12 protein-coding genes are annotated in these 21463 nt (G+C 72.2%); 11 read left to right on the top strand and 1 reads right to left on the bottom strand.

The window, feature by feature from the left end; all coding sequences use genetic code 11:
• Positions 1-25 precede the first annotated feature (25 nt).
• Together rpoC and WFI52_RS07795 are read left to right on the top strand one after the other, a co-directional pair.
• Positions 26-3898 carry a DNA-directed RNA polymerase subunit beta' gene (rpoC, locus tag WFI52_RS07790; RefSeq protein ID WP_336626643.1) on the top strand — a complete coding sequence of 1291 codons (3873 nt, stop codon included), beginning with the start codon at positions 26-28 and terminating at the stop codon, positions 3896-3898.
• A gap of 79 nt (positions 3899-3977) precedes the next feature.
• Positions 3978-4580, top strand: coding sequence for a hypothetical protein (locus WFI52_RS07795; RefSeq protein ID WP_336626644.1), 603 nt, complete (start codon positions 3978-3980; stop codon positions 4578-4580).
• 1 nt (position 4581) lies between these two features.
• Here WFI52_RS07795 and WFI52_RS07800 read toward each other — a convergent pair whose 3' ends face one another.
• Positions 4582-5229 carry a hypothetical protein gene (locus WFI52_RS07800; RefSeq protein ID WP_336626645.1) on the bottom strand — a complete coding sequence of 216 codons (648 nt, stop codon included), beginning with the start codon at positions 5227-5229 and terminating at the stop codon, positions 4582-4584.
• Between the two features lie 131 nt (positions 5230-5360).
• On the opposite strand from WFI52_RS07800, the gene WFI52_RS07805 reads away from it, so the two are divergent.
• The 9 genes from WFI52_RS07805 to WFI52_RS07845 all read left to right on the top strand — a co-directional run bounded on the left by WFI52_RS07805 (position 5361) and on the right by WFI52_RS07845 (position 21267).
• Complete coding sequence (locus WFI52_RS07805; RefSeq protein ID WP_336626646.1) at positions 5361-6326, top strand: ABC transporter; 966 nt, start codon at positions 5361-5363, stop codon at positions 6324-6326.
• 17 nt (positions 6327-6343) lie between these two features.
• Complete coding sequence (locus WFI52_RS07810; protein ID WP_336626647.1) at positions 6344-6832, top strand: hypothetical protein; 489 nt, start codon at positions 6344-6346, stop codon at positions 6830-6832.
• Positions 6833-6952: 120 nt separating this feature from the next.
• Positions 6953-7639, top strand: a complete 687-nt coding sequence (locus WFI52_RS07815) for a spermidine/putrescine ABC transporter substrate-binding protein (protein WP_336626648.1) — start codon at positions 6953-6955, stop codon at positions 7637-7639.
• Positions 7640-7751: 112 nt separating this feature from the next.
• On the top strand, positions 7752-8879 hold the full coding sequence (locus WFI52_RS07820) for a serine/threonine-protein kinase (RefSeq protein WP_336626649.1): 1128 nt from the start codon (positions 7752-7754) through the stop codon (positions 8877-8879).
• Positions 8879-14818: an Ig-like domain-containing protein gene (locus WFI52_RS07825; protein WP_336626650.1), complete on the top strand. Its 5940-nt coding sequence runs from the start codon at positions 8879-8881 to the stop codon at positions 14816-14818. Before WFI52_RS07820 ends, WFI52_RS07825 begins: the two co-directional genes overlap by 1 nt.
• Positions 14815-15780 carry an AAA family ATPase gene (locus WFI52_RS07830; RefSeq protein WP_336626651.1) on the top strand — a complete coding sequence of 322 codons (966 nt, stop codon included), beginning with the start codon at positions 14815-14817 and terminating at the stop codon, positions 15778-15780. Before WFI52_RS07825 ends, WFI52_RS07830 begins: the two co-directional genes overlap by 4 nt.
• A complete protein-coding gene (locus tag WFI52_RS07835) occupies positions 15777-17162 on the top strand; it encodes a DUF58 domain-containing protein (RefSeq protein ID WP_336626652.1) in 1386 nt (461 codons plus the stop codon). Before WFI52_RS07830 ends, WFI52_RS07835 begins: the two co-directional genes overlap by 4 nt.
• On the top strand, positions 17159-19552 hold the full coding sequence (locus WFI52_RS07840; RefSeq protein WP_336626653.1) for a DUF3488 and transglutaminase-like domain-containing protein: 2394 nt from the start codon (positions 17159-17161) through the stop codon (positions 19550-19552). The genes WFI52_RS07835 and WFI52_RS07840 overlap by 4 nt, the downstream gene beginning before the upstream one ends.
• Complete coding sequence (locus WFI52_RS07845) at positions 19549-21267, top strand: DUF5684 domain-containing protein (protein WP_336626654.1); 1719 nt, start codon at positions 19549-19551, stop codon at positions 21265-21267. The genes WFI52_RS07840 and WFI52_RS07845 overlap by 4 nt, the downstream gene beginning before the upstream one ends.
• The last annotated feature ends 196 nt before the right edge of the window (positions 21268-21463 follow it).

Consider the following 21463-nt stretch of genomic DNA (forward strand, 5'->3'; position numbering starts at 1 on the left):
AACTTTCTGAGACACAGGAGAACCAGTGCTCGAGTCCACCACTTTCGATCAGCTTCGCATCGGCCTGGCCACCGCCGACGACATCCGTCGTTGGTCGTTCGGCGAGGTCAAGAAGCCCGAGACCATCAACTACCGCACCCTCAAGCCCGAGAAGGACGGTCTGTTCGGCGAGCAGATCTTCGGCCCGTCCCGTGACTGGGAGTGCGCCTGCGGCAAGTACAAGCGCGTCCGCTTCAAGGGCATCGTCTGCGAGCGCTGCGGCGTCGAGGTCACCAAGTCCTCGGTCCGCCGCGAGCGCATGGGCCACATCGAGCTCGCCGCGCCCGTCACCCACATCTGGTACTTCAAGGGCGTCCCGTCGCGCCTCGGGTACCTCCTCGACATGGCGCCGAAGGACCTCGAGAAGGTCATCTACTTCGCCGCGTACATGGTGATCTCGGTCGACGAGGAGGCGCGCCACCGCGACCTCCCGACCCACGAGGCCAACCTGCGCCTCGAGATCAAGAACGTCGGCGACCGCCGCGACGCCCGCGTCGCGACGCGTCTGGCGAAGCTGGAGGAGGAGCTCGCGGCCCTGGAGGCCGAGGGTGCCAAGGCCGACCAGAAGAAGAAGGTCAAGGATGCCGCCGAGAAGGAGATGGCATCCATCCGCAAGAACGCCGACGACCAGGTCGCCAAGCTCGAGCGGATGTGGGACGAGTTCCGGGGCCTCTCCGTCGGCCAGCTCAAGCAGGAGGACGACGTCTTCCAGGAGCTGCAGGACCGCTTCGGCCAGTACTTCGAGGCCTACATGGGCGCCGAGTCGATCCAGCGTCGCCTCCAGGCGTTCGACCTGCAGGCCGAGGCCGAGAACCTGCACCTGCAGATCTCCGAGGGCAAGGGCCAGCGCAAGATCCGTGCGATCAAGCGCCTGAAGGTCGTCAACTCGTTCCTGCAGACCGGCATGTCCCCGGCATCCATGGTCCTCGACGTCGTCCCGGTGATCCCGCCGGAGCTGCGCCCGATGGTCCAGCTCGACGGTGGCCGTTTCGCGACGAGCGACCTGAACGACCTGTACCGCCGCGTGATCAACCGCAACAACCGCCTCCGTCGCCTGATCGACCTCGGTGCCCCCGAGATCATCGTCAACAACGAGAAGCGCATGCTGCAGGAGGCCGTCGACGCCCTGTTCGACAACGGCCGCCGCGGTCGCCCCGTCACGGGCACCGGCAACCGTGCTCTGAAGTCCCTCAGCGACATGCTGAAGGGCAAGCAGGGTCGCTTCCGCCAGAACCTGCTCGGCAAGCGCGTGGACTACTCGGGCCGTTCGGTCATCATCGTCGGCCCGCAGCTGAAGCTGCACCAGTGCGGTCTGCCCAAGCAGATGGCGCTCGAGCTCTTCAAGCCGTTCGTGATCAAGCGCCTGATCGACCTGGGTCACGCCCAGAACATCAAGGCGGCCAAGCGTCAGGTCGAGCGCATGCACGCGCAAGTCTGGGACGTGCTCGAGGAGATCATCCGCGAGCGCCCCGTGCTGCTCAACCGCGCGCCTACGCTCCACCGCCTCGGCATCCAGGCGTTCGAGCCGCAGCTCGTCGAGGGCAAGGCCATCCAGCTGCACCCGCTCGTCTGCGCGGCGTTCAACGCCGACTTCGACGGCGACCAGATGGCCGTGCACCTGCCGCTGTCGGTCGAGGCTCAGGCCGAGGCCCGCGTGCTGATGCTCGCGTCGAACAACATCCTGAAGCCGTCCGACGGCCGTCCGGTGACCCTGCCCTCGCAGGACATGATCATCGGCCTGCACCACCTGACCACGGTCAAGGAGGGCGCCTCGGGCGAGGGTCGCGTGTTCGGTTCGGTCGGCGAGGCGATCCTCGCGAAGGACGAGGGCACCCTCGACCTGCAGGCCAAGGTCCGCATCCGCATCCCCGGTCTCTCGTTCCTCGAGGGCGAAGCGCCCGAGGGTTACGAGCGCCACGGTCTCGTGGACGCGTCGCTCGGCCAGGCGATCTTCAACGACACGCTGCCCAAGGGCTACCCGTTCGTTCGCGAGCAGGCCGACAAGGGCAAGCTGTCGCAGATCGTGAACAAGCTCGCCGAGGAGTACCCGAAGGTGGAGGTCGCGGCTTCGCTCGACCGCATCAAGGACGCCGGTTTCTACTGGGCCACGCGCTCGGGCGTCACCGTCGCACTCTCCGACGTGCTCACGCCTCCGAACAAGGGCGAGATCATCGCCAAGTACGAGAAGCAGGCGCAGAAGGTGCAGGGCCAGTTCGAGAAGGGTCTCGTGACCGACGCCGAGCGTCGTCAGGAGCAGATCAAGATCTGGACCGAGGCGACCGACGAGGTGCAGGCCGCGATGAAGGCGAACTTCCCCGCGGACAACACCATCAACCGCATGGTGTCCTCGGGCGCCCGTGGTAACTGGCTGCAGATCCGCAACATCGCGGGTATCCGAGGCCTGGTGAACAACACCAAGGGTGAGATCATGCCCCGCCCGATCATCTCCTCGTACCGCGAGGGGCTGTCGGTCGCGGAGTACTTCACCGCGACGCACGGTGCCCGCAAGGGTCTGGCCGACACGGCCCTCCGGACCGCCGACTCCGGCTACCTGACGCGTCGACTCGTCGACGTCTCGCAGGACGTCATCATCCGTGAGGACGACTGCGGCACGACGAAGGGCCTCGAGTTCACGATCGCCGCTCCCGGTGCCGACGGCACGCTGGTGCGCGACGCGAACGTGGAGAACTCGGTGTTCGCCCGCACGCTCGCCGCGGATGTCGTCTCGCCTTCGGGCGAGGTCGTCGCCTCGGCCGGCGAGGACGTCGGCGATGTGCTGATCGACAAGCTGGTGGATGCCGGGGTCGAGACCATCAAGGTCCGCTCGGTCCTCACATGCGACTCGGCCGTCGGTGTCTGCGCCAAGTGCTACGGCCGCTCGCTCGCGACCGGCAAGCTCGTCGACATCGGCGAGGCGGTCGGCATCATCGCCGCCCAGTCGATCGGTGAGCCCGGCACGCAGCTGACGATGCGTACGTTCCACACGGGTGGTTCGGCCTCCGCCGACGACATCACGCAGGGTCTGCCGCGCGTGCAGGAGCTGTTCGAGGCGCGCACCCCCAAGGGCGCGTCGCCGATCGCCGAGGCCGACGGTCGCATCACGATCGATGAGACCGACAAGGCCAAGAAGGTCATCCTGACGCCGGACAACGGCGACGAGCCGCACGTCTACCCCGTGCTCAAGCGCGCGACGCTCCTGGTCGAGGACGGCCAGCACGTCACCGTCGGCCAGCCGCTGCAGGTCGGAACGCTCGACCCCAAGGAGGTCATGCGTGTGCAGGGGGCCCGCGAGGTGCAGAAGTACCTCGTCGGCGGCGTGCAGGGCGTGTACCGCTCGCAGGGTGTGCCGATCCACGACAAGCACATCGAGGTCATCGTGCGCCAGATGCTGCGGAAGGTCACCGTCGTCGACCACGGCGAGACCGACCTCCTGCCGGGCGAGCTGGTCGACTTCAAGCGCTACCAGCAGATGAACCGCGAGGCCGTGGCACAGGGCAAGCGCCCCGCGTCGGGTCGACCGGAGCTCATGGGTATCACCAAGGCGTCGCTCGCGACGGAGTCGTGGCTGTCCGCGGCATCGTTCCAGGAGACGACGCGCGTGCTCACCCAGGCGGCGATGGAGGGCAAGAGCGACCCGCTCGTCGGCCTCAAGGAGAACGTCATCATCGGAAAGCTCATCCCCGCCGGAACCGGTCTTGCGAAGTACCGCAACGTCACGGTCGAGGCGACGGAGGAGGCCAAGAGCGAGCGGTACCCCAACCGCATCTTCGCCTCGGACGGCGCGTACAGCGACGCCGACCTGAGCTACGTCGATTTCGACAGCTTCACGACCGACGGCTTCTCCACCGAGTACAACTGAGCCGGTTTCCGAACCGCACGGAAAGGGCGGTCCCGCGTTGCGGGGCCGCCCTTTCGCGTGCGCGCCCTACGCTGAAGGCATGGCCAAGGTCGGCGGCAGGAACGCCGCGTTCGCGTGGATCGTGGGGCTCGTGTGCCTCGGGATCGTCGGCGTGCTCGCGTTCCTCGCGCTTCCGCTGATCCCGGCGACGGTGGCGTGGGTCGGCGACACCGTGAACCGGCCCACGAGCGCGCCGGATGCCGGAGGCTCCGGAGGGGATGCCGAGGCGGGTGTGCCCACCGAGTGCGCCGGCCTCTACGACTCGGCCCTCTGGGCGACGATGCGCTTCGCGCCAGGCTCGGTGCTCACCCCGTCGGCTGATGCCCCCGTCTCGACCGCGACCGCCCTCGTTCAGGCGCTCCAGCCCCAGGTGCTCTTCACGTGTGCATGGCACGCCGAGGCCGGCGCGGTCTCCACGACACTCGCGACCGTGCCGACGGATGCCGGGGCCATCGCCGCGGCGGCGCTCCCCGGCGCAGGATTCGCGTGCGAAGCGGACGGCGACCGCACGCGGTGCACACGCACCGACGGCGACCTCGTCGAGACGATCGAGGCCGGCGGCGGTCTGTGGCTGTCGACGAGCGAGCAAGCGTGGCATCCTGCCGAGTACGTCCGCCGCACCGGCGACCGGGTCTGGGGCTGAGCTACGGCGTGGCGCTCGGGGTGGGCTTCGGCGTCCGCCCGCCGACAGGCCAGAGTGCCGCGATCACGGCGTCGGTGTAGCCGGTCGGCGCGAGGTTCGAGTACTGCGTGTCGACGATGACGCCGTCGCGCCAGAAGAGCGTGCGGCCGTCTTCGACGGGCAGGTTCGGGTCGGTCCACGTCTTCTCGCAGCGGATGCCGCCCTGCGGCTCGTAGCAGGTGAATCCGTCCTCGCCGAGCGCGTACAGCGCGTCGCGCGCCTCCCGCTCGGGCGAGTAGCCGATCACCGTGACGAGCCGGGTGGTCGCGGCCCCCGGCTCACCCCACACGCAGACGCGCGCGCTGTCCTCGCGGATGCCCCCGCCCATGCCCGGGGCGTTCAGCGGTACGCCGTCGAGCTGGGCCAGCACCTCGGCATCCAGCAGGTCACGGCACCCCTGCGGCAGATCGGCGGGGAGCGGCGTCGTCGACACGGACGCGCCCATGGGAAACGGTGAGAGCGACGCGGACGGCGTCGGGCGCGGGGATGCCGCGGAGGCGGAGTCGCCTGTCGGCGCGGGGGATGGCTCCGCGACACAGCCCGCGAGGGCGAGCGCGAGAGCGGCGACCGCGGCGGCGGCGCCGACGGCGGTGCGAGACGGTCGAACCATGTCTCCACGATAGGCGGGCGAGGCGGGAGTCTGGCGGGTGGGCGGAAACCCGGCGAGGCTCCGCGGCGTGGCGTGCCGCGGGCGCTACTCTCGCTGTGCGGCGGCGCGCGCCCCGCGTGAGGAGCAACGCCATGAGCGACCACAAGTACGGCGAGCCGGTACCCGAGACGGACCGCGTCACCGACGCCACCGCCGGTGAGTCGGCGACGTCGGCCGACGACGCGGTCGCGAGCGCCCACGAAGGCCTCGCCCACGCCGAGGCCGCGCAGCGTGAAGTGAGCGCACACGATCAGCCCGTGGAGTCCGCCCCTGCCGAGCAGACCGCTGATCCGGTCGTCACGCCCTCCGAGCCGACGGACGCGACCGTCGTCGCCGAACCCGTGGCCCCCGTCCACGGCAGCCTCTACGCGGACGACCCGGTCGATGAGACGTACGTTCCGGGCGCCTACTCGACTCCCTCGGACGCACCCACGGAGGTCGTCGCGCCGGCGGTCGTCGCGCCCGCTGCGGCTCCCCTCGCCCCCGCGCCCCAGCCGATCTTCGTTCAGGCTCCCGAAGCGCCGCGGCCGCGCGGCAACCGTGGCGCGGCCGGCCTCATCGGCCTTCTCGCCGCCGTCGCCTTCGGCGTCCTCTACCTCGCAGCGGCCCTCGGCCTGCGCGCCCTCGACGGCAGTGTCACTTCGTCGAACTTCGGCACCGAAGCGACCTCCGCGCTGACGTCGTGGTGGTTCTGGGTTCCCGTGGTCGTGTTCTACCTCGCGTTCTGGCTGCTCGGCGCCATCATCAACCGCGGCCGGTGGGGGCACTGGGTGATCTTCGGGCTGCTCGTGGGCGCCGCATCCTATGGCGGGCACCTGCTCGGACAGCTCTTCCAGGCGCCGTTCTGGCAGTTGACGGCACGGCAGGGGCAGGAGGTCGTCCAGGGCCAGCTGCTCGCGCCTCTCGCGATCGTCGCGTTCGTCGTGGGCCGAGAGCTCACGATCTGGTTCGGTGCGTGGGTGGCAGCGCGCGGTCGCCGCATGAGCGAACTCAACCGCGAGGCGCAGCGCGAATACGAGCGCACGCTCGAGGCGGGCCCGCGGATCCAGCAGGGCTGAGCATCCGGCCGCGGCCGATGAGCCTCCCGGAGGAACCGGGCGACGATGCCGGCGGCGTCAGTGCGCCGGTGGCCGTCGTGTTCGCGACGGTCGGCTTCTTCGCGCTGCTGGTCGCCGGGTTCGGGCTCCTGAGCCTCGCGACGGATGCCGAGGTGCTGCCCGTGGCGGGCCTCGGCCCCGCGCCGGGCATCGTCGGGACTGCCGCGGCCGTCGTCGCGTTCGCCGCGGGGGTCGCGGCGCTCGTTCGGCCCCCGCGACCGACGTACCGCGGCGTGTGGCTCGTCGCCGTCGGCTGCTTTCTGGCGTACCTGGTCGGGGTCCTCGTCGGCGCCGCGCTGACGGGCGTCGATCTCACTCGTGCCATCGCGGCGGCCGGCGGGTTCGCGACGTCGTGGTTCGCTGTGCTCCTCGCATCCGTCGCCCTCGTCGCCGCGTGGACTGCGGTCGCGCTCGTGCGGACGCGCGCCGGTCGGCCGCGCTGGCCGTGGGAGCGCGACGAAGACTGACCGGCCCTCCCGACGCCAGCCTCCCCGCGGCACCACGACGCCGCGAAACCGAGGCCCGGCGGCGCGCGGGAATCCGTGAGATTCGGGCGAAACGGGTGCCGACCGGCGACAATGGATGCCGTGGAGCGGTCGATCGAGACCCAGGTCAGCCAGGCGGTGGATGCCTGGCTGCGCTGGCTGCCCCGGTGGGAGCCCGCCACTCATCGCGGCCGCGCCGCTCCGTGCCGGCGGTGCATCGGATCACCCGTGCTGTCGGCCGCGGGGCTCGGCGCGGACGTCCCCCACGGTGTGCAGCACGGACTTTCGACGCGCGTCAAGACGATCGTCGACCACGCGGTCGCCGAGTACACTTCCCGAAATCTGCCGCTCCTGCAGGCAGAACTCGACCAGCAGGCCGCGCGCAACCGCGCCCGCAGCTACCGTCCCGCCGAGGGCCTCGATCCGGAGTTCGACGGCTTGCCGATGGACCCCGATCCGGTGCCCGGAGCGCCTTTCCTCTTCACGATCGGCGGTCTGGCGGAGGAGGTGGATGCCGCGATCCCGGCCCTCCCGCCGCTGACGGAAGAGGCTAAAGCCGCGCTCCGGCAGGAGGTCGGACTCGCCGACGACTACGCCAACATGGTCGGCCGCGAGGTCTGCGCCGTGCTGCTGCACCACCGCCTGCGGATCCAGGCCGCGGTTTCGCAGTACGTCGAGCCGCAGATCGCGGCGATGCTCGAAGAGCTGACACGGTCCCTCGACGCCCCGTTCGACCCGAACCCGTTCGACGCGGACGCCGGTCGCGGTCCCGAGCTGCCGGAGATCTGACGCCCTGCGCCCCGGGCTCCGACGGCGCGAGCTGCCGAGCCGCGTGCCGCGCCGGCTTTGTTAGCATTACCGGGTCTTCGAAGAGGCCGAGGACGGGAAGCAAAGGGGTGCCATGACGCGCAGGCTGCCCTCCGCGCCGCCCCTGCTCCCGGGACTCGATTACGTGCGCCCGCTCGGCTCCGGCGGATTCGCGGACGTTTTCCTCTACCAGCAGGACATGCCGCGCCGGCAGGTCGCCGTCAAGGTGCTGCCGATCGGCGAGCGCGACCCCGATCTCCTCCGCATGTTCAACGCCGAGGCCGATGTCCTCGCGCACCTGTCCGCGCATCCCGCGATCGTCACGGTCTATCAGGCGGGAATCTCCGCCGACGGTCGTCCGTACATCGTGATGGAGTTCTGCCCGGGCTCCCTCGCGCAGCGCTATCGGATCGAGCGGATCCCCACCGAGGACGTCATGGCGATCGCCGTGCGCCTCGCCGGTGCGCTCGAGTCAGCGCATCGGGCCGGGCTGATCCACCGCGACATCAAGCCGAGCAACATCCTCATCACGACGTTCGGGTCGGCGGTGCTCGCCGACTTCGGCATCTCGTCGACCCTCGCCCGCTCGCAGGGGGATGAGGTCCTGGCGATGTCGATCCCCTGGAGCGCGCCCGAAGTCGTCGCGGAGCACACCGGAGGCACGATCGCGAGCGAAGTGTGGGGGCTCGGTGCGACCGTGTACTCGCTGCTCGCCGGACACAGCCCGTTCGAGCGGCGCGAGAAGGGGCAGAACACCCGCGAGCTCATGCGTCGGCGCATCGCCCGCGCGACGTTCGTGAGGATCGCGCGCGACGACGTGCCCGATGCCCTGCAACAGGTGCTCGCGACCGCGATGGCGCGCGATCCCGACCGCCGCTACCGCAGCGCCGCGGAGTTCGGCGAGGCCGTCCGGGACGTGCAGCGCAGCGCGGGTCTCGCGCCCACACCGCTCGAAGTGCCCGCGGCCGAGTGGATGCCGGCATCCGCCCCCGTCGACTTCACCGACAGCACCGCCCGCGGGCCGGCGCGCAGTCACGTCGCGCACGAGAGCAGGCGCTCACCGGTGCCGCGTGAGCGGACCGTGCGTCACCGCGAGGAGGACACCGACGTCACGACCCCGCCGTCGGCCGGCAGTCGCGTCTGGCCGTGGGTCGTCGGGGGCGCGCTCACCGTCGCAGCCCTCGCCGGCGTGGGTGCGTGGGTGTGGACGGTCCTGTCCTGATGCGCCGGCAGACAGGGATCGGTCTCGCGGCGGTGGGTGCGGTGCTCGCCCTCGTCGCGGGCGCAAGCGTGGTGTGGCCCGGCCTCGACGCCCAGCGCACGCCGCCGAAGACCACGACCGCATGGGTCCTGCAGTCGGACGGGCTACGCTACGCCCGCGTGAACACGGCGATCGACGAGCTCGACACGGTGCGTGCGGTGAGCAATCCGAGTCGGATCGTGCAGACGCAGGGCGCCTCCTACATGTTCACCGACAGCGACGCCAAGGTCGTCCGGATCGACGACGCCGTCCCGGTCGACCTCGATGCCGAGGGTCTGCGCGATGCGGCCTCCGCCCCGCCCGGAACCGAGGAGGTCGACACGTCGGGAGACTTCGTCGCCTACCGGACGGATGCCGGGGCGATCTCCGCAGGACGCCTGTCGAGCGGACAGGTGACGCCGCTCGATCCCACCGGCACGCGCTCGAGCGAGGGCGCGGACGGTCCTGCCTATACCTCCGACGCGATCGCGGTCAACGCGACGGGCGAGCTGTTCAGCTACTCCGCCGCGGCGGGCACCGTCGTGCGCATGGACATCGACACGGGCGAGGTGCGCGGCACCGACAGCGTCGCCGCTGACGTGTCGGCGCCCGCGCTCACGGCGGCCGGCGACGACTGGGTGCTCGTGGACACGGCATCCGGCGACTACTGGACGGTCCGCCGCACGGGGGCGTCCGCGGGCACCTCCGGCGTCGTCGCCCTCTCCCGAGCCGACGCCGACGGCGATGCCGTCTATCTCGCCGACGAGAGCGGCCTCGTGCGCGTGCCGACGACGGATGCCGCGGCCGAGCGCGTCTTCGGCGACCGGACGACCTCGCGCGGCACGCCGGCGCGCCCCGTCGTGCGGGGCGGCGTCGTGTACGCGGCCTGGCTTTCGGAGGGCGCGGGCCCCGGGACCCTCTGGACCTCAGCCGGCGGCGACGTGCGACTGGACTATGCGGGGGCGACGCTTCCCTCGCAGCGACGTCCGACCTTCACGGACGCCGGTGACGGTCTCGTGCTCAACGACACCCGGTCCGGCTGGGTGTGGACCGTTCCAGACGGCGCGATCGTCCCGTCGAGTCAGAACTGGGATCTCGACGACGCCGTGGAGACCGCTCCCGAGACGAACGAACAGGAGCCGCCGGCTGTCATCGACCCCCGGCCGCCGGTCGCCGAGGACGACGCGTTCGGTGTCCGCCCCGGTGCCCTCGTATCGCTGCCCGTGCTCCTCAACGACCACGACCCCAATGAGGACGTGCTGCAGATCGATGCCGCGTCCGTCCAGGGACTCGACCCCGCGTTCGGCACCCTCACCCTCACGGACGACCGGCAGCGCCTCGCCATCCGCGTCGCAGCGGATGCCGCGGGGACAGCTTCTTTCCGCTACGCCGTCAGCGACGGGACGGCGGTCGACGGACTGCTTTCCGCCCCCGCGACCGTGACCCTGCGGGTCATGGGAGACGATGAGAATTCCGCCCCGCAGTGGTGCGGGGTCGAAGGATGCCAGCAGTCCTGGCCCGAGCCGGAGGTCGCCGCCGGCGGCACCGTCGCGGTGCCCGTGCTGGGGGACTGGGTCGATCCGGAGGGCGACCCGATCGTCCTGCTGTCGGCGGCCCTCGAGTCGGGCACCGCGCAGGTGGCGTCGACGCCGGAAGGGCGGGTGGTCTTCCAACACGCCGACACCGGCGAGGGCGGCGACGCGACCGCTCCCGTGACCCTCACCGTCGCCGACACGCGCGGCGCCGTCACGACGAAGACCCTCTCGGTGCGTGTGCTCGGCGATCCGCAGCCGCACCTGCAGTCGTTCGCGGTCGTCGACACCGCGGGATCGCGCCTCACGATCGACGTCGCGCCGCACGTCACCGGCACGGCCGGCCAGCTCACCCTCACCGCGGCGCGGGTCCTCGATGATGCTGCCGCGACAGCGACCGTCGTCGGCGGCACGACGCAGTTCGACTTCGCCGCGGCGAACCCCGGCACCTATCGCGTCGCCGTGACGGTCTCGGCGGGCGGCCGCGAGACGACCGGCACGGCCCGCGTGACGCTCCTGCCCCCGGATGCGCCCGCGCAACTCGCGACGGCTCCCGTCGTCGCTTTCGTGCGGCCCCAAGCCGACGCGACCGTCGACGTGCTCGCCGCGGTCGCCAACCCGACGGGGCGCGTGCTGCTCCTCAGCGACGTCGTCGTCTCGGCGGCGGCGGGCTCGTCGCTCGTCGCCGACGCCGTCGGCCAGAGCCAGCTGCGCGTGTCGGGCTCGACCGCCACGGCGGAGTCGGGACTCCTCGGGACGGTGTCGTACCGCGTCAGCGACGGGACCGCCGACGAAGGCGCCTCCGTCGTCGGGGAGGCGACGATCTACCTCCTGCCGCCCGCGCTCGAGGCGGCTCCCATCACGGTCGACGACAGCGTCGTGGTGCGCGCGGGCGAGCAGATCGACGTGCCCGTCCTCGACAACGACGTGTCCGCCGAGGGCGGCCGGCCCCGCCTCGACGCAGAGTCGATCACCTCCTCGACTCCGGATGCGCTCGCGTTCGCATCCGGCGACGTGCTGCGTTACCTCGCGCCCGACGAGCCCGGCCAGTACACCGTGGACTACCGAGCCTTCACGACCGGGTCGCCTGCCCTCGGCGACATCGCCACCGTCCACGTGCGCGTCGTCTCTGCCGACGAGAACCGCGACCCGCTGCCGCCGCGCCTGTCCGGCCGCGTCGCGAGCGGCCTGCAGACGACGATCGCGTTCGACGGGTTCGGCATGGATCCCGACGGCGACGTCGTGCGGCTCGATCGCATCGTCAGCCAGCCGGCCCACGGCGCCGCGACGATCGCACCCGACGGCACGGGCATCGTCTACACCAGCACGGCGGGGTCGAGCGGCCAGGACACCTTCACGTACCGCGTCGTCGACGCGTTCGGCGCGACCGGTGAGGGGACGGTGCGCATCGGCATCCTGAGCGGCGAGGCGAACCCGAGTCCGATCACCTACACCGACTACGTCCATGTGCAGGCCGGCGCCGACAGCGTCATCCGCGTGCATCCGCTCGCGAACGACCTCGATCCGACACAGGGCACGCTCGCGCTCGCGCGGGTGCGGCCCGATGTCCCCGAGACGGCGCTCGACGGCACGACGAGCGCCGAGTTCGCCCGGCTCTCGGAGCGCATCCGCAGCGTCACCGACGACACCGTCACGATCGCCGCGGGCACCGAGCCCGGGACGATGTCGTTCCTGTACGACGTCGAGTCGACGTCGGGCAGCACCGCGCGGGGCCTCCTCGTCGTCAAGGTGGTGTCGCAGCGCGTGCCCGACTATCCCGTCGTCTCCGATACCGTGCTGACCGCGGCCGACCGAGACGACCTCGACACGGGCGTCGACGTGCTGGCGGGCAAGGTGCTGTGGTCGGGCGGCGACACGGGCGATCTCGAGCTCGGACTCTGGGGTGCGCCCGCAGGAGTGAGCGTCGTCGGGCACCGGCTGCGTGCGACGCCCGGTGACGCCGCGCGCATCATCCCCTTCTCGGTCACCGGACAGACGCCGGGCGGACCCGTCACGACCTACGCCTTCCTGCGGGTGCCGGCGGCCTCCGAAGGGGCGCTGTCACTGCGCGCGGGAACGCCGCCCCTCACCGTGGGTGAGGCGCAGCAGGCGGATGCCGACGTCGCGAGCCTCGTCGCGCTGCCGCGCGGCCGCACGCTCGAGCTCGACGCGGCCTCTGTACGCGCCTCGGGGGCACGCGCCGGCGGCGTCTGCGTCGCGACGACGGGAAGCGGCATCCGCTACACGGCGGGAGAGGGCGCCCCGTGGTCCGACGCGTGCCTCGTGCCGGTGCGCCTCGTCGGGACGTCGGCGTGGTCGGTGCTGTCGATCCCCGTGTCCGTGACGCCGCGCGCACCGCAGCCCTCGCTCGCGCCGGCGGCCCTGGAGGTGGGTCCCGGCGAGACGCACGTCTTCGACCTCGGCTCCATGACGACGTGGCAGGGCAAGGCCGAGGCGATCGAGTACCGCATCTCGGGCGCCCCGGCATCCTTCGTCGTGACGCTGCAGGGCGCGCAGCTGACGGTGCGCGGCAACGACAACGCCGCGCCGGGCACGGTCGAGAGCGTCTCCGTCGAGGTGACGAGCCATCCAGGTGTCACGCCTGCCCGGATCACTCTGCGCGTGGGGGCGGCGCCGTCCACGCTGCCGCAGGGCGGCCAGGCGGCGCAGCAGTGCAGCCAGGCGTCGGGATCGTCGTGCACGATCGACGTCATCGGTGCGCCCGGAGAGGTCAACCCGCTCCCTTCGACGCCGCTCCAGCTCGTCTCTGTCACCGCCTCGAGCGCGTGCGCGGGCGTCACCTTCGCCGTCGCATCGGCCTCCCGCGTCGTCGCCAGCTGGGACGGCGACGCCCCCGGCGCGACCTGCAGCGCGCGCTTCACGGTGCGCGACGCGCAGGGGCGGCAGACGGCGGCGGGCCGCGATGGCTCGGTGGTCCTGGACCTCCTCGGGTTCCCCCGCGCGCCCGCGTCGATCGCGCAGACGGCCTATGCCGACGGCAGCCTGACGCTGCGTGTCGATCCGGGCGCGGCGCAGACCTCGTACCCGTCGGTCACGGGTTTCGACGTCCGCGTGGGTGGCCAGAGCGTCGCGACGTGTTCGGCGCAGGGCGTCTGCCCGGCGATCTCCGCTCCCAACGGTGAGCAGCGGCAGTACGAAGCCGTCGCGGTGAACTCCGTCGGTCCGTCGCGCGCGTCCGTCCGGACGACCGCGTGGGCGTACGACCCGCCCGCGGTGCCGTCCTCGGCCTCCTCGACGCCCGTACCGGCCGGGACGGACGGCGGCGTGGTCTCCCTGGCGTTCGACGGGGTGGATGCCGCCGACACGAAGGCCCTGCAGATCACCAGTCCCGTCGGAGAGAGCATCACGGTCCCCGTGGGCCTCGGTGTCACGTCCGTCACCGTGCCGACCTTCCGCGTCGGCGCGAACACCACGACCGCCGTCACGGTCACGCCGCTGTCGCGGTACGAGGTGCCGCCCGGCCTCGGTGGCCCGGCCATCGGGTCGATGACCGTGAATGCGAACGGTGTCGGCGCACCGACGGCGCCCGCCCTGACCCTCACCGCCGTCAACGCCGGCAACGGCCTGGCCGACATCACGGCTGTCGGCTCGGCGGGCGCCGGCGGCACCGGCTCGACGCTGCGCTATGGCATCGTGCCGCAGGGTCAGCCGTGCATCGCGACGGTCGGCGGCGATCGGCAGGTGTTCCGCGGCTACCCGGACGGCCGCAAGTACACCTTCGACCTGTGCGTCGAGTCCTGGTATGGCGGTCAGCCCTTCGCGCGGGCGACGACGAGCGCAGAGGTGCGCGCCGTGCAGAGCGACCGCGCCCCCACGGGGTACACCTTCGTCGTCGGTCCGACCGCGCACGTGCGCGACGGCGAGGCGCGCTGGACGATCGACACCGACCCGACGTCTCCCGAGCAGCCGCCGCGCGACAACGTCGCCACCTTCTCGGGGCTTCCGAGCACCGTGTTCGACACCGACCCCGGCATCCGCGTGCGGTACGAACACGTCTCGGGCTGGTGGCAGACGCCGTGGGCGGCCGTCACCCCCGCCGCGGGCAGTGCGCCCTACCAGGTGCAGGCGACGTGGTCCCTCGGGTCGTGCGCGGGTGGCGCCCGCTTGGCGCGCTCGAGCGCGTCCACCGGGAGCCTCGCCTCGATCACGTTCGACGCCACGGGCATCGTCTACTACGACGACACGAACGCGGTCATCCCGCTCGCCGAGGGCGCTGACCCGTGGCTCGTGCCCGACGCGGCCGTGCGTGTCGAGGGCATCCGTGTCGGCGTCGACTGGTCGGCGCACGGCTGGAACCTCGATGCCGCCACCGCCACCCTCTCCGCCCGCTGCACCCCCGTTCCCCCCACCACCGGAGGCACCCCGTGACGATCACCCCCGAACAGGCGACCTGGTTCGCGCAGACCTTCGCGGCGCTCGCCGACAACGTCGAGCGCGCCGTGCTCGGAAAGCGTCACGTCGTCGAGCTCGTGCTGACCGCCATGCTGAGCGAGGGACATGTGCTGCTCGAGGACGTCCCGGGCACAGGCAAGACCTCGCTCGCCCGCGCCGTGGCACAGTCGGTGCAGGGCACGACGACGCGCATCCAGTTCACCCCCGACCTCCTCCCCGGCGACATCACCGGCATCACGGTGTACGACCAGAAGACCGGCGAGTTCTCCTTCCACGAGGGGCCGGTGTTCGCGAACATCGTGCTGGCCGACGAGATCAACCGCGCGAGCCCGAAGACGCAGGCGGCGCTCCTGGAGGTCATGGAGGAGGGGCACGTCACGATCGACGGCGTCACGCGATCCGTCGGCAAGCCGTTCCTCGTCCTCGCGACGCAGAACCCCGTCGAGCAGGCCGGCACGTACCGCCTGCCCGAAGCGCAGCTCGACCGGTTCCTCTTGCGCACGTCCCTCGGCTATCCCGACCATGCCGCGACGGTGCGGATCCTCGACCGGGGCGCCGCTCCGATCGGCGAGCTCGCGCCGATCATCACCCCCGGCGCGCTCGCCGGCATGGCCGAGCTCGCCGCCGACGTCTACGTCGATGCGCTCGTACTCGACTACATCGCGCGCATCGTGGATGCCACGCGCTCGGCCGACGAGGTGCGGCTCGGGGTCAGCATCCGAGGAGCTCTCGCGCTCACCCGGGCGACGCGCGCGACGGCGGCCGCGCAGGGCCGCACGTACGCGACGCCGGACGACGTCAAGCGCCTCGCCGTCGCGGTGCTCGCGCACCGACTGATCCTCCACCCCGAGGCCGAGTTCGACGGCGTCACCGCGGAAGCCGTGATCGGCCAGGTCCTCCTCGATGTCACTCCGCCCACCCGCCGGGAGAGTGCGTGACCGAACGCACCGGCACCTTCGGCGCTCGTGATCTGTCCGACACGCGACTGACCCGCACCTCGGCGGGCTCCCTGACGGGGGAGCGCACCGAGGTCACTTCCGCGCGCAGTCGTCGACTCGTCGGTGCCGCCGTGCGCGCATCGCGGGCGTGGGCGGCGACCCGCACGGCGCTGTCCCTGGCGTGGACCTGGGTGCGTCGCACGGTACGGCCGGCGGGCGTGCTCGCGGTCGCCACGGCGACCGTGGGACTCGGTGCGAGGCTCGTGTTCGGGTGGGTCGAGGCTCTCGTCGCCGGCGTCGCGGCGCTCGTGCTCCTCGCTCTGAGTGCGCCGTTCCTGTTCCAGGCGCGCACGTACGACGTCGATCTCGCCCTCGCGCACGAGCGCGTCGTGGCGGGCGCCGGCGTGCAGGCGACCGTGACGATCCGCAACACCGGACGCCGTCCGGCCCTGCCCGGTCGCATCGACGTCCCGGTGGGTGCGGGACTCGTGGAGTTCGGTGTCCCGCTCCTGCGGCCGGGGGCCTCCAGCGCGCAGGTCCTCGCGCTGCCGCCGCAGCCGCGCGGCATCGTGCGGATCGGTCCTGCGACGACGGTACGCTCCGATCCGATCGGGCTCCTTCGCCGCGAGCACGCCTTCGACGACGTCCACGACCTCTACGTGCACCCGCGCACGGTCCCCGTCCCCTCCACGAGCGCGGGACTCATCCGCGACCTCGACGGCAACCCGACGTCGCGGCTCGTGGATGCCGACATGTCGTTTCACGCGATCCGCGAGTACGCCCCCGGCGATTCGCGCCGTCAAGTGCACTGGAAGTCGACCGCCAAGACCGGTCGACTCATGGTGCGTCAGTACGAGGAGTCGCGGCGCTCCCGCATGGCGGTCGTCCTGGGGCTCGACGACGCCGAGTACGAGACCGATGCCGAGTTCGAGCTCGCCGTGAGCGCAGCATCCTCGCTCGCGGTGCGTGCCGTGCGCGACGCCCGCGACCTCGACGTCGTCGTCGGGGCGGAGATCCCGCGGGTCGTGCGCGGTCGGCTGCGCGCGATCCGCCACATCCCGACGACGGCGCCGCGCACCGTCCTCGACGGCTTCAGCGGCGTCGACCGGCTCACCGACACGATGCCGTTCGTCGACGTCTGCAGGCTGGCCGCCGAGGCGAACGAGCATCTCTCGATCGCGGTGCTCGTCACAGGGTCCAAGGTGGGCGTCGGCGTGCTTCGCCAGGCGGCGCTCGCCTTCCCCGCCGACGCCGCGACGGTCGCCGTCGTGTGCGATGAGCGCGCGCACCCGCGCACGCAGGTGCTCGGCGCGCTCACGGTCATCACGATCGGCACGCTCGACGACCTGGCGGGTCTGCTGCTACGGGGAGCGAGCTCGTGAGGCGGATCGTCGCGGGCGCGCTCTACGTCGGCATCGGCGTGCTCCTCGCCGCCGTCGCCGCGTGGCCGATCTACCGCTCGACGTCCTTCCTCCTGCTCGTCGCCGTCGCGACGGTGCTCGGGGCCGGGATCGCTGCACTCGTGCGCTGGCGACGCTGGAGCGGCTGGGCCGCCGCAGCGCTGCTCGCGGGGGCGATCCTCGTCGTCGGCGTACCGGTGGCCGTGCCGGGTCGGCTCGGCGACCCGGCATCCCTCGTGCGGGGTCTCGGGGAGCTGGGCGCGGGTCTCGTCTTCGGCTGGAAGGACCTCCTCACCGTCGACCTGCCCGTCGGCGCCTACCGCAACCTGCTCGTGCCGGCTCTCGTCGTCTTCCTCGTCGGGACGGCCTGCGCGCTCCTGCTCGCATGGCGGCGCGCTTCCGTCGGAGCGGTGGCGGTGCCGATCGTGCTCGCCATGGCGGGGTTCGGTCTGCTGTTCGGACGCACCGACGTCAGCGCGCCGCTGACGCTCGGCCCGCTCACGCTCAGCGCGCCCGTCGAGACCGCGATCGGGCTCGGCTCGCTCGGCTCCGCCGTTCTGTGGCTGTCATGGCGCACCCGCGAGGCGCGCGTCGTCGCGCTGCGGCGCGCCGCGGCATCCAGCGGCGTGCGGCTGCGGCGGGGCACGCGATCGGGGACGCGGCGCGTCGCTCTCGGCGCGGGTATGGTGGCCGTCGCTGTCGCGGCCTCCCTCGCGATCCCGATGGCGGCGGTGCCCGCCGAGCGCACGGTGCTGCGCGAGGCGACCGGGCCGCGCATCGAGATCTCGCGCGCCGTCAGCCCGCTCGCGTCGTACCGATCGATGTTCCGCGACGACCTGCACGACGAGGTCCTCTTCTCGGCGACGGGCGCCCAGCTGCCGGCACGGATCCGCCTCGCCGTCCTCGACGACTACGACGGGGCGGTCTTCCGCACCGGCGGTGGATCCGACTTCGTGCGCAGGGCGTCGGAGCGCGCCGCCGCCCCGGGCACGCCGGTGGACGCGGACATCGTCCTCGGCGCGCTGGACGGGATCTGGATGCCGTCGGCCGGTGTCGTGGCATCCGTCACCTTCTCCGGGGCGCGGGCCGCGGCGCTCGCCGACGGATTCTACGTCGATGACACTCTCGCCGCGGCCGTGCAGACCGCCGGGTGGCGGCAGGGCGACGGCTACCGGCTGCGCGCATCGGAACCCGCGACGAGTGCTCTCGCCGCCGCGTCGTCGCCCGGCGACGCGGGCGACGGCCCCGAAGCCCCCGCAAGCCTGCGCACGTGGATGCAGGAGCATGTGTCGGGCAGTGGAGGCGCGGCGCTCGAGGGCCTCGTCGCCCTCCTGCGCGAGCGCGGGTACCTCAGCCACGCGCTCACCGACGCGCAGGCGCAGTGGATGGCGGATGCCGGCGTCGACACCTTCGTGCCGAGCGCAGCGGGGCATTCCCTCGCGCGCATCGACCAGCTCTTCACGGCGCTCCTCGACCGCGAACAGGACCCGCGCGCGGAAGCCTCCGGCAACTACGTGGCGGCGATCGGCGACGACGAGCAGTTCTCCGTGGCGGTGGCGCTCCTCGCTCGCGAGCTCGGCTTCCCCGCGCGGATCGTCGTGGGCGCCCGGATGGAGTCCGCCGATCCCGACCTCGCGGTCTGCGGTGACGGTGCGTGTCGTGCCGACGACCTGGCCGCGTGGGTCGAGGTGCGCAGTGCTGCGGGGGAGTGGATCCCGGTGGACGCGTCGCCCCAGCACCGGCAGGCGCCGAGCCGCGAAGTGACCTCGCAGCCCGACCCGACGATCGGAACCGAGGTGCGTCCCGACAACGTCGACGAGGTCGAGCCGCCCAAGCCGGCGCAGGAGGATGCCGCGGCGAGCCCCGATCGCCCCGACACCGTCGACCTCGGGTGGCTGTGGGCGTCGGTGCGCATCGTCGGCATCTCGCTGGGGGCGCTTCTGGTCGTGGTCGGGCCGTTCCTCGCGATCCTCGCCGCGAAGGCGATCCGCCGGCGCTCCCGACGAGGCGCGGACGAGCCCGCCGCACGCATCGTCGGCGGATGGGACGAGTACCTCGATGCGGCGGCGGATGCCGGCCACCGCGCGCCCGCGGCGGCGACGCGGCTCGAGGTCGCGGGCGCGCTCGGCCAGGATGCCGCGCCGGGACTCGCCGTCGCGGCCGACCGTGCGGTCTTCTCGGACGGTGGTGCGACGGCCGACGACGCCACGGAGTTCTGGCGGATCGTGGATGCCGAGCGCACCGCCTTCACCGCGACACGCTGGCAACGGGTGCGCGCGGCCCTATCGTTGAGATCGTTCGTCCCCGAGGGTCTCACGAGGTCCTCGTCACGCGCCGAGAGGTCACGCACCGAGAGGTCACGCCCCGCATGAGCACACCCGCCGACGATTCTCTGGGCGCCCTGCTGGGTCTGCTCGCCCTCGCCGTGAGTCTCGCCCTGTACGTCTGGACCGCCCTCGCGCTGTCGGCGATGTTCCGCAAGATGGGCGAGGATGCCTGGAAGGGGTGGGTTCCACTCGTCAACCTCGCGACCCTGCTCGCCTGGGGCGGGTTCAGCCCGTGGTTGGTCCTGCTCGCCTTCATCCCGATCTTCGGTGCGTTCGCCGTGCTCGTGCTCCTCATCATCTCGGCGCACCGCATCAACTCCGGATTCGGCTACGGCGGAGGTATGACGGTGCTGGCCGCCCTGTTGTTGGTCGTCTGGGCGAGCATCCTCGGGTTCGGTCCCGCGCGCTGGCTCGGGGCGCGGCGCCGCGCGCGCGTGGCGCCGCCGACCCTCCCGCCGCCCACGGCGGAGCCGCCGCTCGCACCGGTCGCACCGGTCCCGCCGGTCGCTCACATCGCGCCGGTGGCCCCGATCGCTGAGTCGCACAGCGCTGATGCGTCGCCCGCGCCCGTGGATGTCGCTTCGGCTCCCGCCCCGGACGCACCCGCAGGGGTGTGGCAGCCCTGGGAAGAGATGCCGCAGGACGCCGCCCCGGCATCCTCGCGTGCGCTCGAGCCCGATGCGTCGTTCGCCCCGCCCGCCGCGCCCGCCGCGGATGCGTGGGCGCCGCCGGCCGCACCTGCCGCGCCCGCGCCGGATCCGGCCGATGCCCGCGAGGCGGCGATCGAATCCGTGCCGGTGCCGGGCGCGGGCCACGGCGGTGTCGATGGCGCCGACGAGGTGGACGACGTCGACGTCGACGAAGGGGATGCCGCGTGGCCATCCGAGATCGACGACGTCTCGGCGATCCAGCCTTCGCCGTTCCCGCCGAGTGCGGCAGGCGGTCGCCCGTTCGTCGCGCCACCGGTAGGCCTTGCCGGCCTCGTCGGAGAGGGGGGAGAGGTCGGCGACGATCCGAGTCCGATCGCGTTCGTGCCCGGTCGTCGCGCCGGCTCCGAGTCGTCGCGCCCGTCGGCTCCCGTCACCCGCGTGCCGGCCGTCCGTCCGACCGAAGCCGCACCGCCGGCGTCCCCACCGGCGCGCATGAGCGACCCGAACTCCGCGATCTTCGCGCAGCCGGCGCGCCCACGGCAGAGCGCCGATCCCGACCCGGACGGCTTCCTCGAGCTGTCGGGCGAGGTGTCCGCCGTCGTCGGCGCGCCCGCCGCCGGTCGCCCGCGTTCGGCGACGGGCGCCGTATCGGCCCAGCACCGCCGAGTCGATGACCCCGACGACGATGAGGGCGTCGACGAGCTCACGCGCGCGACGCGCGGCGGTGTGTCCCTCGACGACATCGACCAGACCGTCATCGCGCGTCGCTCGGTGCGGCCGACGTGGGAACTCGTCCCGGCCACGGGCTCCCCCGTGCCGCTCACGGCGCCGGTCGTCATCCTGGGGCGTCGGCCCGCCGCCGATCCCGCGTTCCCTGCGGCACAGCTCCTCGCCGTCGCGGGCGATGCGCGCACCGTGTCGAAGACCCACGCGCGCATCGAGCAGCGCGGCGAGAGCTGGATCGTGACCGACCTCGGATCGACCAACGGCGTCCTCGTGCGCACCCTCATGGGCGACGAGGTGGAGGTCGAACCCGGCGCTCAGCTGGATGCCGGTGAGCGGTTCTTCCTCGGCGACGAGGAGTTCCACCTGCGTCGCATCACGCACTGAACGGCGCCCGCGCGCGGCGAAGCGGCGCCCGCCCGCAGAGCCCGGGTCGGACTTGTGGTCAGTTGCGGCGCCCTCGCGTCGCGGCATCCCGCCATTCCTGTCCACAACTCGTCCCGTCGACGCGACTCATGGACAGAAGTGGCGGCCTCCTCCCCCCGAAGCCCGCCACTTCTGTCCAGGATCGGCCACGCCAGCG

The organism is Microbacterium sp. MMO-20 (assembly GCF_037147735.1).
Classification (GTDB): domain Bacteria; phylum Actinomycetota; class Actinomycetes; order Actinomycetales; family Microbacteriaceae; genus Microbacterium.